At 65.0% G+C, this 25,530-nt stretch carries 20 protein-coding genes and 1 tRNA gene; 6 read left to right on the top strand and 15 right to left on the bottom strand.

Features of this window, described 5'->3' with window-relative positions:
* Positions 1-137: 137 nt before the first annotated feature.
* The 7 genes from BTE28158_RS07305 to BTE28158_RS07275 form a co-directional block, all read right to left on the bottom strand.
* A complete protein-coding gene (locus BTE28158_RS07305; protein WP_151048550.1) occupies positions 138-1,688 on the bottom strand; it encodes a phospholipase D family protein in 1,551 nt (516 codons plus the stop codon).
* A gap of 313 nt (positions 1,689-2,001) precedes the next feature.
* Positions 2,002-2,080, bottom strand: a tRNA-Ile gene (locus BTE28158_RS07300).
* A 138-nt stretch (positions 2,081-2,218) separates the two neighbouring features.
* Complete coding sequence (gene rpoD / locus BTE28158_RS07295; RefSeq protein WP_082728921.1) at positions 2,219-4,636, bottom strand: RNA polymerase sigma factor RpoD; 2,418 nt, start codon at positions 4,634-4,636, stop codon at positions 2,219-2,221.
* Positions 4,637-4,724: 88 nt separating this feature from the next.
* Positions 4,725-6,596: a DNA primase gene (dnaG, locus tag BTE28158_RS07290; RefSeq protein ID WP_059601735.1), complete on the bottom strand. Its 1,872-nt coding sequence runs from the start codon at positions 6,594-6,596 to the stop codon at positions 4,725-4,727.
* A gap of 72 nt (positions 6,597-6,668) precedes the next feature.
* The gene (locus BTE28158_RS07285; RefSeq protein WP_059524656.1) at positions 6,669-7,115 is read right to left on the bottom strand and encodes a GatB/YqeY domain-containing protein; all 447 of its coding nucleotides are present in this window, start codon (positions 7,113-7,115) and stop codon (positions 6,669-6,671) included.
* A gap of 185 nt (positions 7,116-7,300) precedes the next feature.
* Entirely contained in the window at positions 7,301-7,513 is a 213-nt protein-coding gene (gene rpsU, locus BTE28158_RS07280) for a 30S ribosomal protein S21 (protein ID WP_006479415.1), read from the bottom strand.
* A gap of 105 nt (positions 7,514-7,618) precedes the next feature.
* A complete protein-coding gene (locus tag BTE28158_RS07275; RefSeq protein WP_279608030.1) occupies positions 7,619-8,848 on the bottom strand; it encodes a BaiN/RdsA family NAD(P)/FAD-dependent oxidoreductase in 1,230 nt (409 codons plus the stop codon).
* 122 nt (positions 8,849-8,970) lie between these two features.
* Between BTE28158_RS07275 and tsaD the strand changes: the two genes are divergently transcribed.
* Positions 8,971-10,011 carry a tRNA (adenosine(37)-N6)-threonylcarbamoyltransferase complex transferase subunit TsaD gene (tsaD, locus tag BTE28158_RS07270; protein ID WP_151048552.1) on the top strand — a complete coding sequence of 347 codons (1,041 nt, stop codon included), beginning with the start codon at positions 8,971-8,973 and terminating at the stop codon, positions 10,009-10,011.
* A 92-nt stretch (positions 10,012-10,103) separates the two neighbouring features.
* Here tsaD and folE2 read toward each other — a convergent pair whose 3' ends face one another.
* The 4 genes from folE2 to BTE28158_RS07250 form a co-directional block, all read right to left on the bottom strand.
* Positions 10,104-10,913 (bottom strand): GTP cyclohydrolase FolE2, encoded by an 810-nt coding sequence (folE2, locus tag BTE28158_RS07265; RefSeq protein ID WP_059601731.1) that lies wholly within the window; start codon positions 10,911-10,913, stop codon positions 10,104-10,106.
* Between the two features lie 154 nt (positions 10,914-11,067).
* The gene (gene dxs, locus BTE28158_RS07260) at positions 11,068-12,972 is read right to left on the bottom strand and encodes a 1-deoxy-D-xylulose-5-phosphate synthase (RefSeq protein ID WP_151048553.1); all 1,905 of its coding nucleotides are present in this window, start codon (positions 12,970-12,972) and stop codon (positions 11,068-11,070) included.
* Positions 12,973-13,052: 80 nt separating this feature from the next.
* A complete protein-coding gene (locus BTE28158_RS07255; protein ID WP_059601727.1) occupies positions 13,053-13,937 on the bottom strand; it encodes a polyprenyl synthetase family protein in 885 nt (294 codons plus the stop codon).
* A complete protein-coding gene (locus BTE28158_RS07250) occupies positions 13,934-14,227 on the bottom strand; it encodes an exodeoxyribonuclease VII small subunit (RefSeq protein ID WP_006479428.1) in 294 nt (97 codons plus the stop codon). The genes BTE28158_RS07255 and BTE28158_RS07250 overlap by 4 nt, the downstream gene beginning before the upstream one ends.
* 271 nt (positions 14,228-14,498) lie before the next feature.
* Between BTE28158_RS07250 and BTE28158_RS07245 the strand changes: the two genes are divergently transcribed.
* Positions 14,499-15,605: an aromatic ring-hydroxylating oxygenase subunit alpha gene (locus BTE28158_RS07245; RefSeq protein ID WP_151048554.1), complete on the top strand. Its 1,107-nt coding sequence runs from the start codon at positions 14,499-14,501 to the stop codon at positions 15,603-15,605.
* Positions 15,606-15,720: 115 nt separating this feature from the next.
* Positions 15,721-16,590: a sulfurtransferase gene (locus BTE28158_RS07240; RefSeq protein WP_124906248.1), complete on the top strand. Its 870-nt coding sequence runs from the start codon at positions 15,721-15,723 to the stop codon at positions 16,588-16,590.
* A 49-nt stretch (positions 16,591-16,639) separates the two neighbouring features.
* Here BTE28158_RS07240 and BTE28158_RS07235 read toward each other — a convergent pair whose 3' ends face one another.
* The 3 genes from BTE28158_RS07235 to polA form a co-directional block, all read right to left on the bottom strand.
* Positions 16,640-17,515, bottom strand: a complete 876-nt coding sequence (locus BTE28158_RS07235; protein WP_151048555.1) for a dienelactone hydrolase family protein — start codon at positions 17,513-17,515, stop codon at positions 16,640-16,642.
* A gap of 406 nt (positions 17,516-17,921) precedes the next feature.
* Positions 17,922-19,256: an NAD(P)/FAD-dependent oxidoreductase gene (locus BTE28158_RS07230; RefSeq protein ID WP_059601719.1), complete on the bottom strand. Its 1,335-nt coding sequence runs from the start codon at positions 19,254-19,256 to the stop codon at positions 17,922-17,924.
* A gap of 279 nt (positions 19,257-19,535) precedes the next feature.
* A complete protein-coding gene (gene polA / locus BTE28158_RS07225; protein ID WP_151048556.1) occupies positions 19,536-22,289 on the bottom strand; it encodes a DNA polymerase I in 2,754 nt (917 codons plus the stop codon).
* A gap of 1 nt (position 22,290) precedes the next feature.
* On the opposite strand from polA, the gene BTE28158_RS07220 reads away from it, so the two are divergent.
* The gene (locus tag BTE28158_RS07220; RefSeq protein WP_059601715.1) at positions 22,291-23,049 is read left to right on the top strand and encodes an LOG family protein; all 759 of its coding nucleotides are present in this window, start codon (positions 22,291-22,293) and stop codon (positions 23,047-23,049) included.
* A gap of 391 nt (positions 23,050-23,440) precedes the next feature.
* Positions 23,441-23,731, top strand: coding sequence for a hypothetical protein (locus BTE28158_RS07215; RefSeq protein WP_124621246.1), 291 nt, complete (start codon positions 23,441-23,443; stop codon positions 23,729-23,731).
* A gap of 154 nt (positions 23,732-23,885) precedes the next feature.
* Here the strand turns inward: BTE28158_RS07215 and BTE28158_RS07210 are convergent, their stop codons facing one another.
* On the bottom strand, positions 23,886-24,560 hold the full coding sequence (locus BTE28158_RS07210) for an FMN-dependent NADH-azoreductase (protein ID WP_151048557.1): 675 nt from the start codon (positions 24,558-24,560) through the stop codon (positions 23,886-23,888).
* 113 nt (positions 24,561-24,673) lie between these two features.
* Here BTE28158_RS07210 and BTE28158_RS07205 point away from each other — a divergent pair, with 113 nt between their 5' ends.
* Positions 24,674-25,525, top strand: coding sequence for a LysR substrate-binding domain-containing protein (locus BTE28158_RS07205; RefSeq protein WP_151048558.1), 852 nt, complete (start codon positions 24,674-24,676; stop codon positions 25,523-25,525).
* Positions 25,526-25,530: the final 5 nt, after the last annotated feature.

Here is a 25,530-nt window from a genome sequence, read left to right as displayed (position 1 = left end):
GCGCGATGAATGGTGCGGATTCCGGGTGCGGGTCGTTTTGCGCGCCCGGAGCCGCATCAGCGCCAGTGCGCGCACGGCCTCCGGATCGACGCTGCGCGTCGGCACACGCCGCCCGCGGTCGTCGCGGGCAAGCGAAATCACAGCTGCGATTCGATCGGAAACAAGCCCAGAAACCATACTTCCATGCGCCGCGCCGCCGATACTTCCGGTTCGTGATCGAGTTCGGTCACTTTCCCGTCCGCGTCAGTCTGAATCCACTTGAGCCGCCCCTTCCCGGCCGGGTCGGTCCTCGATTCGACTCGCCACGCGATTTGATCGAGCCGCGGCTCCAGGTCCGCCGCGACTTCCGACGCAATCGCCGCGCTCTCGCAGTAAACGCCGATCTCGGTATTGAGATTCAGCGAACGCGGATCGAGATTCATCGAACCGATGAAGATGCTCTTGCGATCGAACACATAGGTCTTCGCATGCAGCGAAGCACGCGACGAGCCGATGATGACCTGCTTCGAAATGCTCTTGTCGCCGGACGGCCGCCGTTCGTAAAGCCTCACGCCGGCTTCCAGCAGCGCACGCCGATAGCGCCGGTAGCCGGCATGCACGGCCGCGACGTCGGTCGATGCGAGCGAGTTGGTCAGGATCGTCACGCGCACGCCGCGTGTCGTGAGCGCGTGCAGGCGTTCGACCATGTCCTTGCCCGGCACGAAGTACGGCGACACGATCAGCAGCTCCTGCTCGGGCCGCAACGCGAGTGCGCGCAGTTGCGGCATGAGGTGCCCGTCGCTGTCCTTCGGCGAGCGTGCGATCTTCGCCGGATCGTCGTACAGGACCGTCGCCTGGCCCCAGGACAGCTCGGTGCCCTGCCCGTGCACGATCTGGTCGAGCCTGTGTCGCGCCTCGAGCACGTACGGATTGTCCTCCATCGCGCGCAGGTAATCGCGCAACCGTTCGCGCTCCCGGTCGAGGCCGCCCGGCGCCGCGTCGTGCCCGACCAGCGCATCGATCGGATACGCATACGGCGAATTCCAGAACGTATCGAATTCGGTCGAGATGTCGTTCACGACGGGGCCGTGCACGACCACATCGAGATCGCCGAACTCCAGCATCGACGACGCGCCGAAATATTCGTCTCCGATATTGCGGCCGCCGACGATCGCCGCCTGGTTGTCCGCGATCATCGCCTTGTTGTGCATGCGCCGGTTGACGCGGGAGAATTCGAGCACCGTGCCGATCTTCTTGAAGTGGCGTGTGGCGACTGGATTGAAGAGCCGGATCTCGATGTTCGGATGCGAACTGATCTCGAGCAGCTTTTGGTCGTCCGCATTCGTCCCGAGATCGTCGAGCAGCGCGCGCACGCGAACCCCGCGATCGGCCGCACGGATGATCGCATCCGCGAGCTCGTGCCCGGTCAGGTCGTCGTGCCAGATGTAGTACTGAAGGTCCAGTGAGCGGTCCGCGCGATCGGCGAGCAGCACGCGCGCATCGAGTGCATCGACGGGATCGCGCAGCAGATGAAACGCGTCCTGCCCCGGATGGGCGGCGGCCTGCTGGCGGAACGCGACGCCGAGGCGCGTGGTTTCCGTATCGGTAAATGCGTGCGTTGGCGCGCGACCGGCCTGCGGCGGCAGGCTGGCGCATGCGGCAAGCATCAGCAACGATAGAATCGCACTCCACGAACGCAACGTGATCATGATGGCCGCCCCCACTGTCGGGCGAAGTCTGTTTGTGTTTGTTCTGGCTGCCGGACGGAACGCGGCGCTGCCCTGCCGTTCGCGCACTCGACGATTCTCGATCGTGCGCGCCGACCGCGCTACAGCATACTTCGATTGATATCGGCACGGCACGCTCCGCGCGTTTTCCCGGTGGCGGCGATGCGACACGCGACGCCGGCGTGAACGCATTCAACACGCTCGACACATTCAGGCAGCGCGCAAAAGAAAAACCCGCGAAGCCTTGCGGCGTCGCGGGTTTCGAGACTTCCTTGGATAGCCTTGGAAGGGAATCTGGTGGGCCCCCCGGGAGTCGAACCCGGCACCAACGAATTATGAGTTCGCTGCTCTAACCAAGCATGAGCTAGGGGCCCAGACAAGAAGCAACGTGTGCTACACGCCACTCCGGCAACCAAGCCGGGCCGGCATTGTAACAACAAAGACGCTAAAGAGGACAAACGCCACCGGTATCACGCGGATACCGGCGGCGTTCGCAAGTAAGACGCTGGAAATCAGTTCCCTTCGAGGAACGACTTCAGCTTGTCGGAACGGCTCGGGTGACGCAGCTTGCGCAGCGCCTTGGCCTCGATCTGACGGATCCGCTCGCGGGTGACGTCGAACTGCTTGCCGACTTCCTCGAGCGTGTGATCGGTGCTCATCTCGATACCGAAGCGCATCCGCAGCACCTTCGCCTCGCGCGGCGTCAGCGAATCGAGCACGTCCTTCACGACGTCGCGCATGCTTGCATGCAGCGCGGCATCCGCCGGCGCGACCGTGTTGTTGTCCTCGATGAAGTCGCCGAGATGGGAATCGTCGTCGTCACCGATCGGCGTTTCCATCGAGATCGGCTCCTTCGCGATCTTCATGATCTTGCGGATCTTGTCTTCCGGCATCTCCATCTTCTCGGCGAGCGTTGCCGGATCCGGCTCGAGACCGGTTTCCTGCAGGATCTGCCGCGAGATGCGGTTCATCTTGTTGATCGTTTCGATCATGTGAACCGGAATACGGATCGTGCGCGCCTGGTCCGCGATCGAACGCGTGATGGCCTGGCGAATCCACCACGTTGCATAGGTCGAGAACTTGTAGCCGCGACGGTATTCGAACTTGTCCACCGCCTTCATCAGGCCGATGTTGCCTTCCTGGATCAGGTCGAGGAACTGCAGGCCGCGGTTCGTGTACTTCTTCGCGATCGAAATCACGAGACGCAGGTTCGCCTCGGTCATTTCACGCTTCGCCTGACGTGCCTTCAGTTCGCCGGCCGCCATCTGGCGGTTGGTTTCCTTCAGGTCCTTCAGCGGCAGCACGACGCGCGCCTGCAGGTCGAGCAGACGCTGCTGCTGTTCGCGGATCGCCGGGATATTGCGCGACAGGACCGCGCTGTACGAATGACCTTCGGCCGCGATCTTCTCGGCCCAGTCGAGATCCGTCTCGCTGCCGGGGAAGCGCGCGATGAATTCCGAACGCGGCATGCCGCACTTGTCGACGACGATGTGCAGAATCTGGCGCTCGACCTGACGCACTTCGTCCACTTGCGCACGCAGCGTGTCGCACAGACGCTCGACGGTACGCGCGGTGAAGCGGATCGTCATCAGTTCGGTCTGGATCGTTTCCTGCGCCTTCAGGTAGGACTTCGACTTGTAGCCTTCCTTCTCGAACGCGCGGCGCATCTTGTCGAACCACTCGCTGATCTGCGAGAACTTGTCGAGCGATGCGCGCTTGAGGGCTTCGAGCTGGGCGGCGTTGGCGGTTGCCTGGGCGGCACCGTCATCATCCTCCTCTTCCTCTTCTTCCTCTTCCTCTTCTGCTTCCTCGTCCTCGTTCTCGATCGCTTCGGCTTCCTTCGCCGAGAAACCGTCCGTATCGGCGGAGTCCGAAGCATTCGGATCGAGCAGGCCGTCGACGAGTTCGTCGACGCGGATCTCTTCGTTCGCGACGCGCTCGGCCATCGCGAGGATGTCGGCGATCGTCGTCGGGCACGCGGAAATCGCCATCACCATGTGGCGCAGGCCGTCCTCGATCCGCTTCGCGATCTCGATTTCGCCTTCGCGCGTGAGCAGCTCGACCGTGCCCATCTCGCGCATGTACATCCGGACCGGATCGGTCGTGCGACCGAATTCCGAATCGACGGTCGACAGCGCGACTTCCGCTTCTTCCTCGACTTCATCGTCCGACGACGCGGCCGGCGCGTTGTCGTTCAGGAGCAGCGTTTCCGCGTCCGGCGCCTGCTCGTAAACCGCCACGCCCATGTCGTTGAACGTGCCGATGATGCCTTCGAGGGCTTCGGTCTCGGTGAAGTTGTCCGGCAGGTGGTCGTTGATTTCGGCATACGTGAGGAAGCCACGCTCCTTGCCGAGCTTGATCAGCGCGCGCAGCTTCACGCGGCGCTCTTCGAGCTCCTCGGCCGTGCCGGGCGTGCTCGTCGCGAACGCTTCCTTCAGCAGCGCCTTTTCCTTGGCGCGACGATCGCGCACCTTGGATTTGCCCGGGGCAGCCGCGGCTGCGGGCTGCTCGTCGCTCTGATTTGCGTCGTCATCGACGGATACTTCGTTCAGCTTTTTGGTCATGGAGTTCGCCGTACCGGCTATATCGACTCGCGGCTGCTGGACGACAGCCGGTTGAACCGTGGGTGCATGAGTAGTACGTACTGCCGTTTCGTCCGCGGCGGCAGTCGTGTCCCTTGCGCTTTTCGCACTTGCCCGCTTCGCCGCCGGCTTGGCCGGCCCGGAGTCGGGTCTGGCGGCAGCCCGTGTTCTGGCTGCCGGCGCCGGCGCAGCCTGAGCAGTGCCGGCCGCGGTTTTCTTTCCTGCCGGGGCTGACGTGGCTGAAGACACTGTCCTGGTGGAAGAAGCAGACTTGGCCGCTGTGACCTTCGTGGTCGGCTCCGTCGAGCCCTTGCCTGTTGCTTTCTTTCCGCCTGTCGTCTTTGCCATCGCGAATCTCGCCTCTGCTTAGAAAACAAACCGCTGGAAACCTTATATTATAGCACGCTGGGGCGCCCTCTCTTGGCGCCCCGGCCGCCTACAGCCCGAGCCGACGCTTCATGTCGGTTCGCTGCTGGTTCAATTCCGTCAATTCCGCCAGTTCCTCGGGTGTGAAGGTGGACTGCCGCGCAAGCCGATCGAGCCGGTCGCAGCAGGCGTCATAGCGCATCTTGAGCACCGCGGCCTGCAGCTCCTCCCCCGCGATCCGTTCCTGTTCACGCTGCCGCTCGGGCACCGTCTCGTCTTCCGGATTCTGTAACAGCAAATCGCGGACGTTTTCATCATAGTCCAGAATTTCGCGGAAGATTTCCTCGTAAGTCGCGCCGTTCGAGGACGTCCGCAGGACATCCGACAGCAGCCGGAACTCCGCGCCGTCGCCCAGCGCACGCGCATGCTCGACGACTTCGGCGAACAGCTCGCCGATCCGCGGCAGCGCGCGCAGGGTCGCAAGCTGTTCGTCGTCGAGCTGCGACGCGATCCGCGGATGCATCACGAGCGTACGCAACGCGCGCTTTTCGCTGTCCGTCACACGCCGCCGCTCGCTGCGCGCGGGCGCCTGGCGCGCCGGCGCCGCGATGCGCGCATCGACATCCGACAGCGCCGCGACTTCCTCGAACGGGATATCGAGCCGGTCGGCGAACATGTGCATGATCTGCGCGCGCAACGCGTTCGCCGGCAGCGCCTGCAGCAGCGGCTTCGCGTCGAACAGCGCCTTCGCTCGACCTTCCGGCTGGTCGAGCGCCTTGCCGGCAATTGCTTCGTTCAACAGAAATTGTGACAGCGGCATCGCGCGCTCGACCTGCTCGGAAAACGCGTCCGCGCCGAATTCGCGTACGTAGCTGTCCGGATCGTGCTCGGACGGCAGGAAAAGGAATCGGATCGTCCGGTTGTCCGCCGCATGCGGCAGACACGCCTCGAGCGCGCGGCGCGCCGCACGCCGGCCGGCCGAGTCGCCGTCGAAGCTGAAAATGACCGTGTCCGTCTGACGCAGCAACTTCTGCACATGGATCGGCGTGCACGCCGTGCCGAGCGTCGCAACCGCGTTCGGGAAGCCGAGCTGCGCGAGCGCGACGACGTCCATGTAGCCTTCGACGACCAGCACGTACTTGCGCTCGCGGATCGCAAGGCGCGCCTCGAACAGCCCGTACAGCTCGCTGCCCTTGTTGAACAACGGCGTTTCGGGCGAATTCAGGTACTTCGGCTCACCGCTGCCGAGCACGCGGCCGCCGAACCCGATCACCTGCCCCTTCACGTTGCGGATCGGGAACATGATCCGCTCGCGGAACCGGTCGTAGCGTCGCGCGACGCCCTGCGCATCGGTTTTCTCGCTGACGATCACGAGCCCCGATTCGACGAGCGAGTCGTCGCGGTAGTCCGGGAACGCGGTTTCGAGGTTCTGCCAGCCGTCCGGCGCATAGCCCAGCCCGAAGCGCGCGGCAATCTCGCCGGTCAGGCCCCGGTTCTTCAGATACTGGATCGCGACGGTCGCGCCGCGCAATTGCTTGCGGTAGTAGTCGCACGCGGTGGACATCACGTCGGACAGCGCGGTCGCGACCGATTTCGACACGGGCGCCGGATAGTCACCGCCACCCGCACCGCCTCCGCCGCGCATGGACGGCTCGTGCGGCACGGTCAGTCCGACCGATTGCGCGAGCTCCTGCACGGCTTCCGGGAACGTGAGCCCCGCATGCTCCATCAGGAAACCGATCGCCGTGCCGTGCGCGCCGCAGCCGAAGCAGTGATAGAACTGCTTGGTCGGGCTGACGGTAAACGACGGGCTCTTCTCGTTATGGAACGGGCACAACCCCATGAAGTTGGCGCCGCCCTTCTTGAGCTGCACATACCGGCCCACCACGTCGACGATATCGACGCGGTTCAGCAAATCCTGCAGGAACGAATGCGGAATCACCGTGGGATCGAGCGAAAAAAAGACAATACGACGCCCCGGCGCACGCGCATGCGGCGCGCCGGGAAGCGGGTTTTACTTCGACAGCGCGGCCTTGACCTGCGCGGAAACGGCCGTCATGTCGGCCCGGCCGGCAAGCTTGCCCTTCAGCACGCCCATCACCTTGCCCATGTCCTGCGGGCCGGCCGCGCCCGTTGCCGCGACAGCGGCCTGGACTTCGGCAGCCACTTCGGCGTCCGAAAGCTGCGCGGGCATGTAGGCGCCCAGCACGGTCAGCTCGGCCTGTTCCTTCGCGACGAGATCGTCGCGGCCTGCGGCTTCGAACTGGCTGATCGAGTCCTTGCGCTGCTTGATCATCTTGTCGATCACGGCGGTGATGCCCGCGTCGTCGAGGGTCACCCGATCATCGACCTCGCGCTGCTTGATCGCGGCCATCAGCAGGCGAATCGTCGCCAGACGCTCGCTTTCCTTCGCGCGCATCGCGGCCTTCATGTCTTCGCTGATCTGCTCTTTCAAACTCATCTTGCACCCGGGATGGAAACGTGACTTCAACGCCCGCGAACGGGCGTCAACACAAAAACCCGCTTGGGACTAAGTCTCAAGCGGGTTGCTCGAATCCGGCATCGGCGACTCGCAGCCCCAGATCGAGGCCGATCGTGCGGAGGTCGCCGGTGCGCCGCTCAGTGAATCGCGCGGCGCTCAATCGTTCAGTACAGCTTCTTCGGCAGCGTCTGGCTGCGGATCCGCTTGTAATGACGCTTCACTGCGGCAGCCTTCTTGCGCTTGCGCTCGGCGGTCGGCTTCTCGTAAAACTCCCGCGCACGAAGCTCGGTCAGCAGACCATTCTTCTCGATCGTGCGCTTGAAGCGGCGCATGGCGACTTCGAACGGCTCGTTTTCTTTAACGCGAATGATCGTCATGATCCGACACGAATAAAGGTTTGCAGGGAAGATTTGCAAGTATAGCAGAGCGCCACGCAAAGACATAAGGGCCGGCCCCCGTCAACGGGGGCCGGCGCAGCCGTGTCAGGCGCCCCGCGCAAACTCCGCCGCCGCCTGCCCGGCCGCCGTGCCGGATGCCCACGCCCACTGGAAGTTGTAGCCGCCGAGCCAGCCCGTCACGTCCACCGCCTCGCCGATGAAGAACAGCCCCGGCACCCGCGCGCTCATCATCGTCGCCGACGACAGTTCGCGCGTATCGACGCCGCCCTTCGTCACCTCGGCCTTCTTGTAGCCCTCGGTGCCGTTCGGCGTCAGCGTCCAACCGGACAGCGCATCGCCGATCTGACGCAGCATCTTGTCGGGCAGGTCCGCGAGCCGCGCGTCCGCCGCGACGCGATGCGTGTCGAGCCAGACGTGAGCGAGGCGCGACGGCACCCAGTCCGCGAGCAGCGAGCCGATCTGGCGCTTCGACGTGCGCTTCGCGTCGAGCAGGTCGGCCACCACGTCACGCTGCGGCAGCAGGTCGATGCGGATCGGGTCGCCGGATTGCCAGTAGCTGGAAATCTGCAGGATGCTGGGGCCCGACAGGCCCCGATGGGTCAGTAGCAGATCCTCGACGAATTCGCCGCCATGCTTCTTGTCGCCGGTCGACACGCGCACTTCGAGCGACACGCCGGACAGCGCCGCGAACGGCTCCCAGTCCCGCTGCGCAAAGGTGAGCGGCACGAGCGCGGGCCGCGTATCGACGAGCTTGTGGCCGAACTGCTTCGCGAGCCGGTAGCCGAAGTCGGTCGCGCCGATCTTCGGGATCGACAGTCCGCCGGTGGCGACGATCAGCGCGCGTGCGCGGATCGGCCCCGCCTGCTGCGTGTCGAGCGTGAAGCCGTCGGCCGGCGCGTGGCGCACCGCGTCGACGGCCACCGGCCGGCGCCAGGCAATCCCGCCCGCATCGCATTCGTGCTTCAGCATGTCGATGATCGCGTCGCTGCCGTGATCGCAAAAGAGCTGCCCCTTGTGCTTTTCGTGCCAGGTGACGTGATGGCGCTTGAGCAGCCCGAGGAAGTCGCGCGGCGTGTAGCGCGCAAGCGCCGAGCGCGCGAAATGCGGATTCGACGACAGATAATTGTCGGGGCCCGCATGGAGATTCGTGAAGTTGCAGCGGCCGCCGCCCGAGATGCGGATTTTCTCGGCGAGCCGCGGCGCGTGGTCGATCAGCACCACGCGGCGGCCGAGTTGCCCGGCGACTGCGGCGCTCATCATCCCGGCGGCGCCCGCGCCGATCACGGCGATATCGTAAGTTTCCATGGCGCGGATTGTACCTGCCTGGCCGCGCACCCGGGCCGCACCCCAGCGGCGGCAGGCCCTCGCCTGCTATAATTTGCGGTTACGTTTACCTTCGTGCGGCGCGCTCGACGCAGCTCGCACTGCCTCTACCCATGCTCGTTCTCGGCATCGAAAGCTCCTGCGACGAAACCGGCCTCGCGCTCTACGACACGCAGCGCGGCCTGCTCGCGCATGCGCTTCATTCGCAGATCGCGATGCACCGCGAATACGGCGGCGTCGTGCCCGAGCTCGCATCGCGCGACCACATCCGCCGCGCGCTGCCGCTGCTCGAGGAAGTCATGGCGCAAAGCGGCACGCGCCGCGAGGACATCGACGCGATCGCATTCACTCAAGGCCCCGGCCTGGCCGGCGCGCTGCTGGTCGGCGCGAGCATCGCGAATGCGCTCGCGCTGGCATGGAACAAGCCGACCGTCGGCATCCATCACCTCGAAGGCCACCTGCTGTCCCCGCTGCTCGTCGACGAACCGCCGCCGTTCCCGTTCATCGCGCTGCTGGTGTCGGGCGGCCACACGCAACTGATGCGCGTGACCGATGTCGGCGTGTACGAGACGCTCGGCGAGACGCTCGACGACGCGGCCGGCGAAGCATTCGACAAGACGGCGAAGCTGATCGGCCTCGGCTACCCGGGCGGCCCGGAAGTGTCGAAACTCGCGGAAACGGGCACGCCGGGCGCCGTCGTGCTGCCGCGCCCGATGCTCCATTCGGGCGATCTCGACTTCAGCTTCAGCGGCCTGAAGACGGCCGTGCTCACGCAGATGAAGAAGTTCGAGGCGGCAAAACTCGAAGGCGAAGCGCTCGAACGCGCGAAGGCCGATCTCGCGCGCGGCTTCGTCGACGCGGCCGTCGACGTGCTCGTCGCGAAGTCGCTCGCCGCACTCAAGAAGACGAAGCTCAAGCGCCTCGTAGTGGCGGGCGGCGTCGGCGCGAACCGCCAGTTGCGGGCCGCGTTGTCGGCCGCCGCGACCAAGCGCGGCTTCGACGTGCACTATCCGGATCTTGCGCTCTGCACCGACAACGGCGCGATGATCGCACTCGCCGGCGCATTGCGGCTCGGCCGCTGGCCCGAGCAGGCGAACGCCGACTACGCGTTCACGGTGAAACCGCGCTGGGATCTCGCGTCGCTCGCGCGCTGATTCGCACGACGCACCGGCACGCACCGGACATCACCAGCCAAAACACAAAGGCCGCTCGATCGAGCGGCCTTTTCCGTTACAGCGGCACAACGTCACGCAGCGTGCCGCTTGTCGCGTTCGATCAGCGCATACGCGCTGTGATTGTGGATCGACTCGAAGTTCTCGGCTTCGAGCACGTAGGCGACGACGCGGTCATCCGCATCGAGACGCTGCGCGACGTCGCGCACCAGATCCTCGACGAACTTCGGATTTTCGTACGCACGCTCCGTGACGAACTTCTCGTCCGGACGCTTCAGCAAGCCCCACAGCTCGCACGACGCTTCTTCTTCCGCGATGCGGATCAGCGCCTCGACCGGCAGGTCGGCCGCGAGCTCGGCGTCGATCGTCACGTGCGAGCGCTGGTTGTGCGCACCGTACTGCGAGATCTTCTTCGAGCACGGGCACAGGCTCGTCACCGGCACGAGCACCTTCAGGAACAGCCGCGCTTCGCCGTTGCGGCTTTCGCCCGCGAGCGTCACTTCGTAGTCGAGCAGGCTCTGCACGCCCGACACCGGTGCCGTCTTGTTCACGAAGTACGGGAACGTGACCTCGATGCGGCCGGCCTCGGCTTCCAGCTTCTCGAGCATCGACGCGAGCATCGCACGGAAGCGCTCGACCGTCAGCGGCGCACGATTCTCCTCGAGCAGCGCGACGAAGCGCGACATGTGCGTGCCCTTCTGATCGGCAGGCAGGCGCACGTCGAGATTCCAGACGCCGACGGTCGGCTGCACGTCGCCGCTCTCGGTGCACACCGTCAACGGATGCCGGACCGCCTTCACGCCCACGCGCTGAATCGGAATCTGGCGGGTATCCACCGTGCTCTGCACGTCGGGCATCACGAAGGCGGGATTCATCTGGTTCATCTTTTTCAATCCTTGTAAGCCGCGCGTCCGACGACGCGCACGCCGCGTCATGCGGCAGCCGGAAAAGCAACATGGGCCCGCAGGCCCATGTTTTCCGCATCAATGTAGACCGGTTGCGCCAGTCGCACCGACGCCGCCCGCAGGCGGCGCCAGCTTATGCGACGCGCTTCGCCTGACCGGCGACATCGGCCGCCGCGTTGAGGAAGCGTTCGCGAATCGATTTCGCGATGCCCGCGCCGTCGAGGCCGCATTGCGACAACAGCTTTGCGTGGTCGCCGTGATCGACGAACTGGTCAGGGAGGCCCAATTGTAGTACGGGTCGGATAACCCCACTCTCCATCAGGGCTTCCACGCAGGCCGAGCCCGCGCCGCCCATCACACAACCTTCCTCGACCGTAACAAGGTAGTTGTGCGTCTCGGCGAGTTCGCGCACGAGCGCGGCATCGACCGGCTTCACGAAGCGCATGTTCGCGACCGTTGCATCGAGCTCCTCGCCGGCCACAAGCGACGGCGCAACCATCGTGCCGAACGCGAGGATCGCGACGCGCTTGCCTTCCGGCTGCGACGTGCGGCGACGCACTTCACCCTTGCCCAGCGGAATTTCGGTGAATTCCTTCACCGTCGCCACACCCGTGCCCGCGCCGCGCGGATAACGCACCGCAGTCGGGTTCGGCTGCTGAAGCGCCGTGTGCAGCATCTGGCGGCACTCGTTCTCGTCGGACGCGGCCATGATCGTCATGTTCGGAATGCAGCGCATGAATGCGAGATCGTACGCGCCCGCGTGCGTCGCACCGTCCGCGCCGACGAGGCCCGCGCGGTCGATCGCGAACACGACCGGCAGGTTCTGCAGCGCGACGTCGTGGATCAGCTGGTCGTACGCACGCTGCAGGAACGTCGAGTAGATCGCGACAACGGGCTTCAGCCCTTCGGTCGCGAGGCCGCCCGCGAACGTCACCGCGTGCTGCTCGGCGATGCCGACGTCGTAGTAGCGATCCTTGAAGCGCTTCTCAAACTCGACCATGCCCGAGCCTTCGCGCATCGCGGGCGTGATGCCGACGACGCGCGAATCGCGCTCGGCTTCATCGCACAGCCATTCGCCGAACACCTGCGTGTATGTCTTCTTCGCGGGCGTGGCCGACGGCTTGATGCCTTCTGCCGGGTTGAACTTGCCGGGGCCGTGGTAGAGCACGGGATCGGCTTCGGCGAGCTTGTAGCCCTGGCCTTTCTTCGTCACCACGTGCAGGAATTGCGGGCCGCGCAGTTCGCGGATGTTCTGCAGCGTCGGGATCAGCGAATCGAGATCGTGACCGTCGATCGGGCCGATGTAGTTGAAGCCGAACTCTTCGAACAGCGTGGCCGGCACGACCATGCCCTTCGCGTGCTCCTCGAGCTTGCGCGCGAGTTCGAGCATCGGCGGCGCGACGCTCAGCACGCGCTCGACGCCCGCACGCGCGGCCGCGTAGAAGCGGCCCGACATCAGGCGCGCGAGATGGCGGTTCAGCGCGCCGACCGGCGGCGAAATCGACATGTCGTTGTCGTTGAGGATCACGAGCAGCTTCGCATCCTCCGACACGCCCGCGTTGTTCATCGCCTCGAACGCCATGCCAGCCGTCATCGCGCCGTCGCCGATCACCGCGATCGAGAAGCGGTCGTCGCCGTTCAGCTGGCTGCCGATCGCCATCCCGAGCGCCGCCGAGATCGACGTGCTCGAATGCGCGGTGCCGAACGTGTCGTATTCGGACTCGCTGCGGCGCGGGAAACCCGAGATGCCCCCGTACTGGCGCAGCGAATGCATCTGGTCGCGGCGGCCCGTCAGGATCTTGTGCGGGTAGGTCTGGTGACCCACGTCCCAGACGATCCGGTCGTTCGGCGTGTTGAACACGTAGTGCAACGCGATCGTCAGCTCGACCGTCCCGAGGTTGGACGACAGATGGCCGCCCGTCTTCGACACGCTGTCGAGCACGAACGCGCGCAGTTCATCCGCGAGCGGTTGGAGTTGGCGACGATCGAGGCGGCGCAGATCCGCCGGGTCGTCGATGGTTTTCAGCAAGTCGTACATCGTCGTTCCATTGTAGGAAATCAAACGCGCCCGCATTCTATTGCACGCACCGTAGCGTGTGCGCAGCGGCGGGCTTCGCGTCAGCTGACCCGGTTCACCACCAGGTCGGCAAGTTCGGCGAGACGCTGTGCGCGTGCGCCGAACGGTTTCAGCGCATCGTGCGCTTCGGCGCGCAGCTGGGCCGCGAGCTCACGCGATGCGTCGAGGCCGAGGATCGATACGTAGGTCGGCTTGTCGTTCGCCGCATCCTTGCCTGCCGTCTTGCCGAGCGTCGCCGAATCGGTCGTGACGTCGAGAATGTCGTCGACGACCTGGAAGGCCAGACCCACGGCGCCCGCGTAAACGTCGAGCGCGGCCATCGCTTCCGCCGACGGCGTGTCGCCGGCCAGCGCGCCCATCCGCACGGCGGCACGCAGCAGCGCGCCCGTCTTCATCCGGTGCATCGTCTCGAGCTGTTCGCGCGTCAGCTTGAGGCCGACGCTCGCCAGGTCGATCGCTTGCCCGCCGGCCATGCCGATCGAGCCGCTCGCCAGCGCCAGCTCGCGCACGAGCGCAGCCTGCTGCACCGGAGTCAGTGCCACGGCGTCGGTCAGCGCGACGAATGCCTGCGACTGCAGCGCATCGCCGACCAGCAGCGCCGTCGGCTCGTCATACTGCACGTGCACGGTCGGCTTGCCGCGTCGCAGCGCGTCGTCGTCCATGCACGGCATGTCGTCGTGCACGAGCGAGTAAACGTGGATCATCTCCAGCGCCGCCGCCGCTGCGTTGCGCGCCGCTTCGGTCGCGCCGGTCAGTTCGCCTGCTGCATGGCACAGCAGCGGGCGAACGCGTTTGCCGCCGCCGAGGACCGCATAACGCATCGCTTCGTGAAGCTGCGTGGGCACCACATTATCAGCCGGCAAATAGTGGCCGAGTGCGTCCTCGACACGGTCGAGCACGGACCGCATCCATTGTTCGAATGTCATAGATCGTCGTCTTCGCCGTCCGTGGCGGCCGTGCCGGACGAAAGCGGCTTCAGGGTCGCGCCGTCCAGCACGCGAACCTGCTGCTCCACTTTCTCGAGCTGCTGTTGGCAAAACGCAACGAGGGTCGCACCGCGGCGATACGCCGCCAGTGAATCCTCGAGGCTCAACGCGCCGCCTTCCATCCGTGCAACCAGCGTCTCGAGTTCCGCGAGCGCCATCTCATAATTGTCCGGCAACGGTTCGGTGCCATTGCCGGGCGGCGTGGCGCCTGGGGATGCGGTTTTCGCCATGGACGAGGGTGTCAAATTTCAAAACAAGTCGGACATTCTACGGCAAAAGAGAATTCTCCGATCTGCCGACGTGGGCACCCCGGCATATCTTCCGGCCCCATCTTCGACACACGGGGTGCGCACCCCGATTGTCTCCCGACAAAAAATTGACACAAATCAGGCACTTAATCCTAGCCTTGCGAGGCGAACCGGGTATAATTCCCCGTTTCCCTAAATCGATTTTTCGATGGTTGGGTTGTTCACTGCTTTCACGCTAACACCGGGAGTGGGAATGTCCAATCTGAGCGATGCGCTTCAGTTGAAGTCGGCCCACAGCCAGCTTCCAGTCACTGCATATTTCGATGAGGCGCTCCTTGAGCGCGAGATCGAAACCCTCTTCAAGAAAGGACCTCGTTACGTCGGGCACGAATTGATGGTGCGCGAGGCGGGGGATTATTTTGCGCTGCCGTCCGAGAAGGAAGGTCGCGTGCTGGTCCGCAACCCGGCGAACCAGATCGAACTGCTGTCGAACGTGTGCCGTCACCGGCAGGCGATCATGCTGAACGGGCGCGGCCACACGCAGAACATCGTGTGTCCGCTACACCGCTGGACGTACGATCTGGAAGGCCAACTGCTCGGCGCGCCGCACTTCCCCGACAAGCCGTGCCTGAACCTCGGCAAGAGCCCGCTGCAGAACTGGCAGGGGCTGCTGTTCGAGGCCGAAGGCCGCAACGTCGCGCGCGATCTCGCGAACCTCGGCACGAAGCATCACTTCGACTTCTCCGAGTATCACTTCGATCACGTCGAAGTGCACGAGTGCGATTACAACTGGAAGACGTTCATCGAGGTCTACCTCGAGGATTATCACGTCGTCCCGTTCCACCCGGGCCTCGGCAGCTTCGTGTCGTGCGACGATCTCAAATGGGAGTTCGGCGACTGGTACAGCGTGCAGACGGTCGGCGTGCACAACGCCCTCGCGAAACCGGGCAGCGCGACCTACCAGAAGTGGCACGAGCAGGTGCTCAAGTTCCGCAACGGCGTGCCGCCGGAGTTCGGCGCGATCTGGATGGTCTACTACCCGGGCCTGATGATCGAGTGGTATCCGCACGTGCTCGTCGTGTCGTGGCTGATTCCGCGCGGGCCGCAGAAGACGACCAACATCGTCGAGTTCTATTACCCCGAGGAAATCGCGTTGTTCGAACGCGAGTTCGTCGAGGCCGAGCGCGCAGCCTATATGGAAACGGCCATCGAGGACGACGAAATTGCGATGCGGATGGACGCGGGTCGCCGCGCACTGATGGCGCGCGGCGAATCGCAGGTCGGGCCATACCAGAGCCCGATGGAAGACGGCATGCAGCACTTCCACGAGTTCCTGCGCCGCCACCTCGGCGACATCTGACCGCGCGCGGCGCGCCAGCGCCGCATGGCATTCGGCATATCAAAAGACGGGTTTCGGCCCGTCTTTTTTTGTTTAGACTTGGAGTATCAGGCCGTTTGCACTCCAGGGAGCCGTCATGCCACACACCCACTACACCACGCTCATCTCCGCAGCCAATCTCGCCGAGCGGCTGGCCGCGGCGCCGGGCAGCGTCGCCGTGTTCGACTGCCGCTTCGACCTCGTCGATCCGGGCGCAGGCGAAGCCGCCTATGCGGCCGGCCATATCCCCGGCGCGCAGTATCTCCATCTCGACCGCGACCTGTCCGGCCGCAAGACCGGCACCAACGGGCGCCATCCGCTGCCGACCCGCGACGCATTCGCGACGCTGATCGCCAGCCGCGGCGTCAAGCAGGGCCAGCAGGTCATCGCCTATGACGCACAAGGCGGCGCCTATGCGGCGCGGCTTTGGTGGCTGCTGCGCTGGCTCGGGCACGATTCCGTCGCGCTGCTCGACGGCGGCCTGCAGGCGTGGGAAGCGGCCGGCCAGCCGCTGACCACCGACGTGCCGCATCCGGCCGCCGGCGACTTCCGCGCGACGACCCCGCTCGAATCGACGGTCGACGCGGCAGCCGTGCTCGCGAACGTGACGTCGGCCACGCGCGTCGTGATCGATGCGCGCGCACCGGATCGCTATCGCGGCGAAAACGAAACGATCGATCGTGTCGGCGGCCACATTCCCGGCGCACGCAACCGGTTCTTCAAGGACAACCTGGCCGCCGACGGCCGCTTCAAGACCGGCCATGAGCTGCGCGAGACATTCACCACGCTGCTGGCCGGCACCGAACCGAACAGCGTGATCCTGCAATGCGGGTCCGGCGTGACCGCATGCCACAACGCGCTCGCGCTCGAAATCGCGGGGCTGCATGGCGCGTCGCTGTATCCGGGCTCGTGGAGCGAATGGAGCGCCGATCCGTCGCGTCCGATCGCGACCGGCCCGAACCCGTAAGCACCTGCGCGGCGCGACGACAAGGCGGCGGCATCTGCCGCCTTGTCGTTCACATCACGCCGTACTTGTGGAACCACTCGATCGCGCGCTTCCAGCCGTCCTCGGCGTCGCCCTTCACGTAACTCGGCCGATAATCGGCGAAGAACGCGTGGCCGGCATCCGGATACACGACGATCTCCGATTGACGCGCGAGCTTCGAATCGCTCGTCTGGATTGCCTTGCGCATGTCCGCGAGCGACGCCTGCGTGATGTTCGTGTCCTTCTCGCCGTACAGCCCGAGCACGGGTACCTTCAGCAACGACGCATGATCGACCGGATTGAACGGCGTCATCTCGTCGGTCGTGCCCTCGACGAACCCGTACCATGCGACGGCCGCGCGCACCTGCGGATTATGCTCCGCGTACAGCCACGCCTGGCGGCCGCCCCAGCAGAACCCCGTCACGCCGAGACGCGACAGGTCACCGCCGTTCTTGCCGGCCCACGCGACGGTCGCATCGAGATCCTCGGTGACCTGCCGGTCAGGCACCTTGCTGATGATGTTGTCGAAAAGCTCCTTCATCGTCGGATACTTCGACGCATTGCCCTGGCGCGCGAACAGGTCCGGCGCGATCGCCAGATAGCCGAGCTTCGCGAAGCGGCGGCAGACGTCGGCGATATGCGCATGCACGCCGAAGATCTCGTGGATCACGATGACGACCGGCAGGTTCGTCTTGTCGACCGGCTGCGCGCGATACGCGGGGATGCTCGCGTCGCCCGAGCGGATCTCGATGGTGTCGACGTCCAGCCCGGTGCTGTCGGTCGTGATCGTCTGCGCCGACACGGGCAGCACGGCCGCCGCGAAGGTGCCGCCCAGCGCGGCCTGCATGAACTTGCGGCGCGAGAACGGAACGTGGGGAACCAGGCTGTCGACTTCGGGTTTCAACATGAATGCACTCCTCGATTGGGCACCGCCGTCGCGGCCAGGGACTCGACCCGGCGTCATGCCGGCGGACGGCGCGGATGTCGCGGCGGTTGGCACCCCGCCGCAAGCGGAAACCCGGACAAGATGCCCAATAATCCGTTGTCGCGTCAACTGTCAGATGTGTAAGACTCGATTACGACGGTGTAATGCGTGGCATCCGACAATATCGACAACCGCGGCGCCCCGGCCCGGCAAATCCATGCGGGGCACGCATGCGGCGAGCGCCGTCGCGCGCTCGAATGTCCACGGATTGAAACCAAACGATGCGCAGGCCGGTGCGCGAATCCGGGGTCAACCGCACTTGAAACGACAACGGGCAGGAAACGCGCTCGATACGCGTTCCCTGCCCGTCGGAGCACGAACCGCGCGGTCAGTGCAGTTTGACGCGCGGCAGCGTCGTGCGGCGCAGCCAGTGCGCGAACGTATCGAGCATCATGCGCGGATAGCCGTGCAGCGCCGCGATGTGCAGGCGGTACAGCGACATGTACATGAAGCGCGCGAACAGCCCTTCGATCAGCATGTTGCCGCCGATCAGGCCGCCCATCAGGTTGCCGACCGCGCTGAAGTGACCGAGCGACACGAGCGAACCAAAATCGCGATATGTGAACTCGGGCAGCTGACGTCCGTCGAGCCGGCAGCCGATCGCCTTCAGCAGAAAGCTCGCCTGCTGGTGCGCGGCCTGCGCACGCGGCGGCACGTTGCGCTCGTTGCCGGGCCATACGCATGCCGCGCAATCGCCGAGTGCGAAGACGTTGTCGTCGGTGAAGGTCTGCAGTGTGCGACGCACGTCGAGCTGGCCGAGCTTGTTGACCTGCAGGCCGTCAAGATTCGACAGCACGGACGGCGCCTTGATGCCGGCCGCCCAGACCGTGAGATCCGCGCGCACCGACTTGCCGCTCGCGGTATGCACGAAACCCGGCGCGACCTCGGTCACACGCTCCGCGAGCATCAATCGCACGCCGAGCTTTTCGAGCAGCTCGGCCGTTGCGGTCGATACGCGCTCCTGCAGCGCAGGCAGAATCCGCGGCCCCGATTCGATCAGCACGATGCCGACGTCGTGCTGCGGGTCGAGCTTGTGCAGCCCATAGACGGACAGCACCTGCGCGGTGTTGCGCAGTTCCGCGGACAACTCGACGCCCGTCGCGCCACCGCCGACGATCACCACCTGGATGCGCGGCTCGTCCGGCGCTCCCGGCGCGGGCTGCGCCGGCGCCTGGTGCTCGGCGCGCATGCACGCGGCGATCAGGCGCTTGCGGAAGCGCTCGGCCTCGCCGACCGTATCGAGCGCAATCGCGTTTTCGGCCGCGCCCTGCACGCCGAAGAAATGCGTCGTGCTGCCGATCGCGATCACGAGCGTGTCGTATTCCAGGTCGCGCGCCGGCAGCAGCTCCTCGCCATCGCTGTCGTTGACGGGCGACAGTGTGATGCGCTTCGCCGCGCGATCGAGCGAGGTCAGTTCGCCCTGCTGAAACTCGAAGCCATGCCAGCGCGCCTGCGCCGCGTATTCGAGTTCCTGCGTGAACGGGTCCATGCTGCCGGCCGCGACCTCGTGCAGCAATGGCTTCCAGATGTGGGTCGGATTGCGGTCGACGAGCGTGACAAGCGCACGCGCGGGACGATTGCCGCGCGCGCTGTAACGATCGCCGAGCCGCGTCGCCAGTTCCAGGCCGCCCGCGCCTCCGCCTACGATGATGATCCGATGCATCCGATTCCCCCTTTGCGATTCGAAACTGCTGCCGCCGGACGATGCAGACGCAATGCGTTCGCGCCGCCCGCTGGATTAACCGGTTCGGACATCATCGATGTGCAGTTCGAAACACTTCGATGCGCCGATCCCGGAACGCGGGGCGCGCTGCCCCCGCGACAATGACCTGACTGACATGCATTGTCCGGGAGCTTGCGCGTTGACCACAAGCAAACCATCTCGATATTCAGCATCCCTGCAACAATATGCCGCGGGACGCGGGAATCACGCTGGGGTGCGTCAGTGTGCCTCTTCCCAGTTCGCGCCGGCACCCACTTCAGCGACCAGCGGCACCTTCAGCTTCGCCACGCCGCACATCATTTCCGGCAGTTTCTCGCGCACGAGCGACAGTTCGTCGTCGGGCACCTCGAGCACCAGTTCGTCGTGCACCTGCATGATCATCCGCGATGCGAGGTGGTCGCGCGTGAGCCAGTCGTCCACCGCGATCATCGACAGCTTGATCAGGTCGGCAGCCGTGCCCTGCATCGGTGCATTGATGGCCGCACGTTCAGCGGCCTGACGGCGCGGGCCGTTGCCGCCGTTGATCTCCGGCAGCCACAGGCGGCGGCCAAAAACGGTTTCGACGTAGCCCTTTTCCTTCGCGGCCGCACGCGTGTCCTCCATGTACTGCGCGACGCCCGGGTAGCGCGCGAAATAGCGGTCGATGTACAGCTTCGCCGCATCGCGCGTGATGCCGAGGTTCGACGCGAGGCCGAACGCGCTCATCCCGTAGATGAGCCCGAAGTTGATCACCTTCGCGATCCGGCGCTGGTCGGAGTTGACTTCCAGCGGCGTCACGCCGAACACTTCGGCGGCCGTTGCGCGGTGGATGTCCTCGCCCTGCGAGAACGCGCGCAGCAGCGACGCGTCGCCCGAAATGTGCGCCATGATCCGCAGTTCGATCTGCGAATAGTCGGCCGACACGATGCGGTGACCCGGCGACGCGATGAACGCCTCGCGGATCCGCCGGCCCTCGGCCGTGCGCACCGGAATGTTCTGAAGATTGGGATCGTTCGACGCAAGGCGGCCCGTTACCGCGACGGCCTGCGCGTAGTTCGTGTGCACGCGGCCCGTTGCAGGATTCACCATGCGCGGCAGCTTGTCGGTGTAGGTCGACTTCAGCTTCGACAGCCCGCGATGCTCGAGCAGCAGCTTCGGCAGCGGGTAATCCTCGGCCAGCTTCTGCAGCACTTCTTCGTCGGTCGACGGGGCGCCGCTCGGCGTCTTCTTCACGACCGGCAACTGCAGCTTCTCGAAGAAGATCTGCCCGATCTGCTTCGGCGAGCCGAGATTGAATTCGCCGCCGGCCAGTTCGTACGCCTGCCCTTCGAGCTCGATGAGACGCGTCGCGATCTCGCTGCTTTGCGCCTGCAGCAGTGCGTCGTCGATGAGCACGCCGGTGCGCTCCATCTTGCGCAGCACGAGCGACACCGGCATCTCGATCTCGCGATACACACGCTCGAGGCCCGGTTCGCGCGCGACCTGCGGATACAGCGCATGATGAAGCTGCAGCGTGATGTCCGCATCTTCGGCGGCGTACGCGGCGGCCTGCTCGAGCGCCACTTCGTCGAAGCCGATCTGCTTCGCGCCCTTGCCGGCCACGTCTTCATACTTGATCGTCTTGACGCCCAGATGACGCAACGCGAGGCTGTCCATGTCGTGCGTGCGGTGCGATTCGAGCACGTACGATTCGAGCATCGTGTCGTGCTCGATACCGTTCAGCGCGATGTCGTAGTTCGCGAGCACCTGCGCGTCGTACTTCAGGTGCTGGCCCACCTTCTTGCGGTCGGCCGATTCGAGCCACGGCTTCAGGCGCGCGAGCACGTCGTCGATCGGCAACTGCTCGGGAAGATCGGGGCCGCGGTGCGCGACCGGAAGATACGCGGCCTTGCCCGGCTCGATCGAAAACGACAGGCCGACGAGCCGCGCGGTCATCGGATCAAGCGAGGTCGTTTCGGTGTCGAACGCGGTCAGTGCGGCCGCGTCGATCTTCGCGAACCATGCATCGAACTGTTCCCAGGTCTGGATCGTGTCGTATTCGCGGACGATGTCCGCCGCGACCACCTGTGCCGGCTCGCCTTCCGGCGCGTCGGCGCCGCCGCCTTCGGCGGGCGCGCTGTCGACTTCGCGCAGCCACGTCTTGAAGCCATAGCGCGCGAAGATGTCGCGCAGCAGGTCGCGTGCTTCGCCGTCGCTCTTCAGCGACGCTTCGATCGATTCGAGATGCGGTGCGAGATCGCAGGCCGTGTCGACGGTCACGAGCTTGCGGCCGAGCGGCAGGAAGTCGAGCGCGCGGCGCAGGTTGTCGCCGACCACGCCCTTGATCTCGCTCGCGTGTTCGATCACGCCGTCGAGGCTGTCGTATTGCGACAACCATTTCACGGCTGTCTTCGGCCCGCATTTCTCGACGCCGGGCACGTTGTCGACGGTGTCGCCGATCAACGCGAGATAGTCGATGATCCGCTCGGGCGGCACGCCGAACTTCTCGATCACGCCGCCGCGATCGAGCGTCTCGTTGGTCATCGTGTTGACGAGCGTGACGTGATCGGTGACGAGCTGCGCGAGGTCCTTGTCGCCGGTCGACACGATCACGTTCATCCCGTGCCGCTCGGCTTCGCGCGCGAGCGTGCCGATCACGTCGTCGGCCTCGACGCCCTCGACCATCAGCAGCGGCCAGCCGAGCGCACGTACCGCGCCGTGAATCGGCTCGACCTGCAGTGCAAGATCGGGCGGCATCGACGGACGGTTTGCCTTATAGTCGGCATAAAGGTCGTCACGGAACGTCTTGCCCTTTGCATCGAACACGCAAGCGCTATACTCTGCACTGACTTCCTTGCGCATACGGCGCAGCATGTTGATGATTCCGTAGAGCGCTCCGGTCGGCTCCCCGCCAGGGCCACGCAAATCAGGCATCGCATGGTAAGCCCGATACAGATAGCTCGAACCGTCAACCAATAGCAGGGTCTTACCTTCCAGATTTCGTTCTTCAGGCATTATGAACAAGAGAAAAGTGATTCCGAGTCTGCGTTCGCTCGCAGATCAAGAACGCGCGACGGCCAAGAAGGCGCGCGCATCGTGGCAGATGTTCACGATTATGGCAGAGTTTATCGAGGCGACCGAGTACCTGTCGGAGATCCGACCGGCCGTCAGCATCTACGGTTCTGCCCGTCTCAAGCCCGACACGCCGCACTACAAGCTGGCCGTGCAGATCGCGCGCAAGCTGTCCGACGCCGGCTTCGCCGTGATCTCCGGCGGCGGCCCCGGCATCATGGAAGCCGCGAACAAGGGTGCGCACGCCGGCAAGGCGCCGTCGGTCGGCCTGAACATCGAGTTGCCGCACGAGCAGGCGGGCAACCACTACCAGGACATCTCGCTGCGCTTCCGCCACTTCTTCACGCGCAAGGTAACGTTCGTGAAGAACTCCGACGCGGTGATCGTGATGCCGGGCGGCTTCGGCACGCTCGACGAACTGTCCGAGGTGCTCACGCTGATCCAGACGAAGAAGTCGCGCCTCGTGCCGATCATTCTCGTGGGTAGCACGTTCTGGCAGGGGCTGCTGCAATGGTTCCGCGACCAGCTGATTCCGATGGGCCTCATCAATCCGGAAGACATGGATCTGATGCAGGTGATCGACGATCCCGACCAGGTGCTCGACGCCGTGCTCGCGTTCTACGAGGACAGCGGCGAGGAAGAAGGCGCGGACGGCGAAGACCATCCGCCGCGGCCCGAAGAAGACCGCATGTTCTATCTGTAATTCGATCGGTGCGATGGCCGGCCTCGCGGCCGGCGTCGCGTCTCCTGCGCGGCAGGCACGGTAATTCCGCCACCCGTCGCGCGTCATTTTGTAACGCCGTATTAATCCCGCCGCGCAGCCGCGCTGCCGGCGAATGTCAAATCCGGGCAGCCTGCATCGCGCAATGCGGTCGACGCCTCCCATGCGTGGCCCGCCATTGTCAAATCATGCGGCCTGTCATCGATCCGGCCGGCGCATCTGACGTCAATCCGACGTAACAAACCCGTCTCGCCTTTTTCGCGTGGCGCCTGCACACTGCATCTCGTCGGCGTGGCGTCCCCCGGTGGAACGATCCCCCCTCGCGTCCATCGCGTCGCGCCGGCCTTTTGACAACGACATCACGGAAAACAACATGAAACGCTCGCTGATCGCCCTCGCCTTCGCCGGCCTCGGTCTTTCGCTGTCCGGCCTCGCCCAAGCCGTCAACGTCGACGTCAACATCGGCACGCCCGCGCCGGTCGTCGTCGCGCCCGCGCCTGTCGTGGTCGCTCCGGGGCCTGCGGTCGTGATCGGCTGGCACGGCGATCGTTACTGGGACGGCCGCCGCTACTGGGAGCGTCGCGAGTGGGAAGATCATCAGCGCCATCGCGGTCACGGCGGCTACCATTGCCCGCCGGGACACGCGAAGAAGGGTGAGTGCTGAGCATCTGAGTGCGGGGTCGATCGGGGTCGCGCACCGCAGGACAAAGAACAAGGCCGCACGTGAACGAAAGTTCGCGTGCGGCCTTTGTCGTTACGCCCGCGGCTTGCGCGGCATTCACCCGCCGGTGCTCGGCGGTCTCCAGCCATTGGCCAGTTCAGCCATCAACCGAAGCCGATGCTGATGCTGATGCTGAAGCTGAAGCTGCGTGTACCAGCGTCACCGCCCGTTTGCGCGCAGCCTCTCTGCCCGCGTGATCGACTTCAGGTCCGAACAGCGTTTTCTCGACGATGATCGATTCGATGTCGGTGATACCGATGAAGCGCAGCCACGCTTCAAGAAACGGCCGCTGAAAATCGAACGACTCGGCAGGCGTGCTCGATTGCCTTGAATAGTCGAGGCCTCTCGCATAGATCACGACTGCTTTCTTGCCGTTCAGCAATCCCGCTAACCCGCGCTCGTCGAATGAGAAGAGGACGTCGCGGTGGGACACGGCGTCGATGAAATGCTTGAGCTTGTATGGGATGGAAAAATTCCACAGCGGCACGGAGAACAGCAGCGTATCCGCGTCGTGCATCCGCTGCGCCAGCTGCCGGAAACCTGCCCACGCTTGCTGCTGGCCTTCGCTGAGCGGTGTACCGCTCAAGTCCGCGTATTTGGCATCGAGCGCATCGCCGTCGAGCTCCGGCAATAGCGTCGCCCACAGGTCGAGCACGTCGACCCGATGCTCCGGATGCGCGTTGCGCCAGGCTTCCAGATACGCGCGCGCAACGTCGAGTGATGCGGACCGCGACTTGCGCGGGGAGGATTCGATATGCAGCAAGGTCGACATGAAACGACTCCTGACGGGTTGACGGCCCTCATCAGAACATAGTTCGATTCAAAATATAAACGAAGTATCATCGCGGTACTCAGTAGCATTCGCACTGTATTTCGGGGCATGTCATGTTCGATACCGTTTTGCTGCGCTCTTTCGTGGCCGTCGTCCAGGAAGGCGGGTTCACGCATGCCGCGGCCCGTCTGAATCTGACGCAGTCCGCGGTCAGCGCGCATCTGCGGCGCCTGGAAAAACAGACCGGCCGTGACCTGCTCGTGCGCACCACGCGCTCGGTCACGCTCACGGTGGACGGCGAACTGCTGCTGGGTTACGCGCGCGCCATCCTCGCGCTTAATCAGGACGCGCGCGCGCAACTGCTGCGCGAACCGAGTGCAGGCACGATCCGCGTGGGGCTGTCGGAAGACCTCGCCAATGTCAGGCTGATGCATGTGATACAGGCGTTTGCCGTGCGGTACCCGCGCATCGCATTCAGCATCAGAGTCGGTATCCCGGGCGAACTGCTCCAGGCGCTGGATCACGGTGAACTGGATGTGGTGATGGGTGGACGCTGCCATGACGGGCCCACCGGACGCGTGCTCTGGCGCGAGCCGCTTGTGTGGGCCGGTGCGGATTGGATGTCGCTCACGCCTGGCGTACCGGTGCCGATTGCGCTGCTGCCGGAACCCTGCCCGTATCGTGAGGCCTCGCTGGCAGCACTGGCCCGCGCGGGCGTGGATTACCGGATCGTGCTCGTGTGCCCGAGCGGCGCCGGCCTGTGCGCCGCCGCGCACGCGGGCTTTGCGGTGACACCGATCGTGCACACACAACTTGCGCACGGCTTGCGTGCGATCCCGCCGGATGCCGGCCTGCCGGCCCTGCCCGATGTCGAGTTCACGATGTTCGCGGCGCCGGGCGCGTCGACCAGGGTTGTCGACGAACTGGGCAACGCGATCGTGCTGGCATTCGCACACAAAGGATGACCACG

Source organism: Burkholderia diffusa (assembly GCF_902499115.1).
Classification (GTDB): domain Bacteria; phylum Pseudomonadota; class Gammaproteobacteria; order Burkholderiales; family Burkholderiaceae; genus Burkholderia; species Burkholderia diffusa.
The sequence above is the reverse complement of the archived record's forward strand: the minus strand, read 5'-3'. Positions and strand labels throughout refer to the sequence as shown.

Bases quoted from the DNA above. Each gene is read 5' to 3' on its own strand.
- BTE28158_RS07305 (WP_151048550.1), bottom strand. From the start codon at position 1,688: ATGATCACGTTGCGTTCGTGGAGTGCGATTCTATCGTTGCTGATGCTT.
- rpoD (WP_082728921.1), bottom strand. From the start codon at position 4,636: ATGGCAAAGACGACAGGCGGAAAGAAAGCAACAGGCAAGGGCTCGACG.
- BTE28158_RS07285 (WP_059524656.1), bottom strand. From the start codon at position 7,115: ATGAGTTTGAAAGAGCAGATCAGCGAAGACATGAAGGCCGCGATGCGC.
- rpsU (WP_006479415.1), bottom strand. From the start codon at position 7,513: ATGACGATCATTCGCGTTAAAGAAAACGAGCCGTTCGAAGTCGCCATG.
- tsaD (WP_151048552.1), top strand. From the start codon at position 8,971: ATGCTCGTTCTCGGCATCGAAAGCTCCTGCGACGAAACCGGCCTCGCG.
- folE2 (WP_059601731.1), bottom strand. From the start codon at position 10,913: ATGAACCAGATGAATCCCGCCTTCGTGATGCCCGACGTGCAGAGCACG.
- dxs (WP_151048553.1), bottom strand. From the start codon at position 12,972: ATGTACGACTTGCTGAAAACCATCGACGACCCGGCGGATCTGCGCCGC.
- BTE28158_RS07255 (WP_059601727.1), bottom strand. From the start codon at position 13,937: ATGACATTCGAACAATGGATGCGGTCCGTGCTCGACCGTGTCGAGGAC.
- BTE28158_RS07250 (WP_006479428.1), bottom strand. From the start codon at position 14,227: ATGGCGAAAACCGCATCCCCAGGCGCCACGCCGCCCGGCAATGGCACC.
- BTE28158_RS07245 (WP_151048554.1), top strand. From the start codon at position 14,499: ATGTCCAATCTGAGCGATGCGCTTCAGTTGAAGTCGGCCCACAGCCAG.
- BTE28158_RS07240 (WP_124906248.1), top strand. From the start codon at position 15,721: ATGCCACACACCCACTACACCACGCTCATCTCCGCAGCCAATCTCGCC.
- BTE28158_RS07235 (WP_151048555.1), bottom strand. From the start codon at position 17,515: ATGTTGAAACCCGAAGTCGACAGCCTGGTTCCCCACGTTCCGTTCTCG.
- BTE28158_RS07230 (WP_059601719.1), bottom strand. From the start codon at position 19,256: ATGCATCGGATCATCATCGTAGGCGGAGGCGCGGGCGGCCTGGAACTG.
- polA (WP_151048556.1), bottom strand. From the start codon at position 22,289: ATGCCTGAAGAACGAAATCTGGAAGGTAAGACCCTGCTATTGGTTGAC.
- BTE28158_RS07220 (WP_059601715.1), top strand. From the start codon at position 22,291: ATGAACAAGAGAAAAGTGATTCCGAGTCTGCGTTCGCTCGCAGATCAA.
- BTE28158_RS07215 (WP_124621246.1), top strand. From the start codon at position 23,441: ATGAAACGCTCGCTGATCGCCCTCGCCTTCGCCGGCCTCGGTCTTTCG.
- BTE28158_RS07210 (WP_151048557.1), bottom strand. From the start codon at position 24,560: ATGTCGACCTTGCTGCATATCGAATCCTCCCCGCGCAAGTCGCGGTCC.
- BTE28158_RS07205 (WP_151048558.1), top strand. From the start codon at position 24,674: ATGTTCGATACCGTTTTGCTGCGCTCTTTCGTGGCCGTCGTCCAGGAA.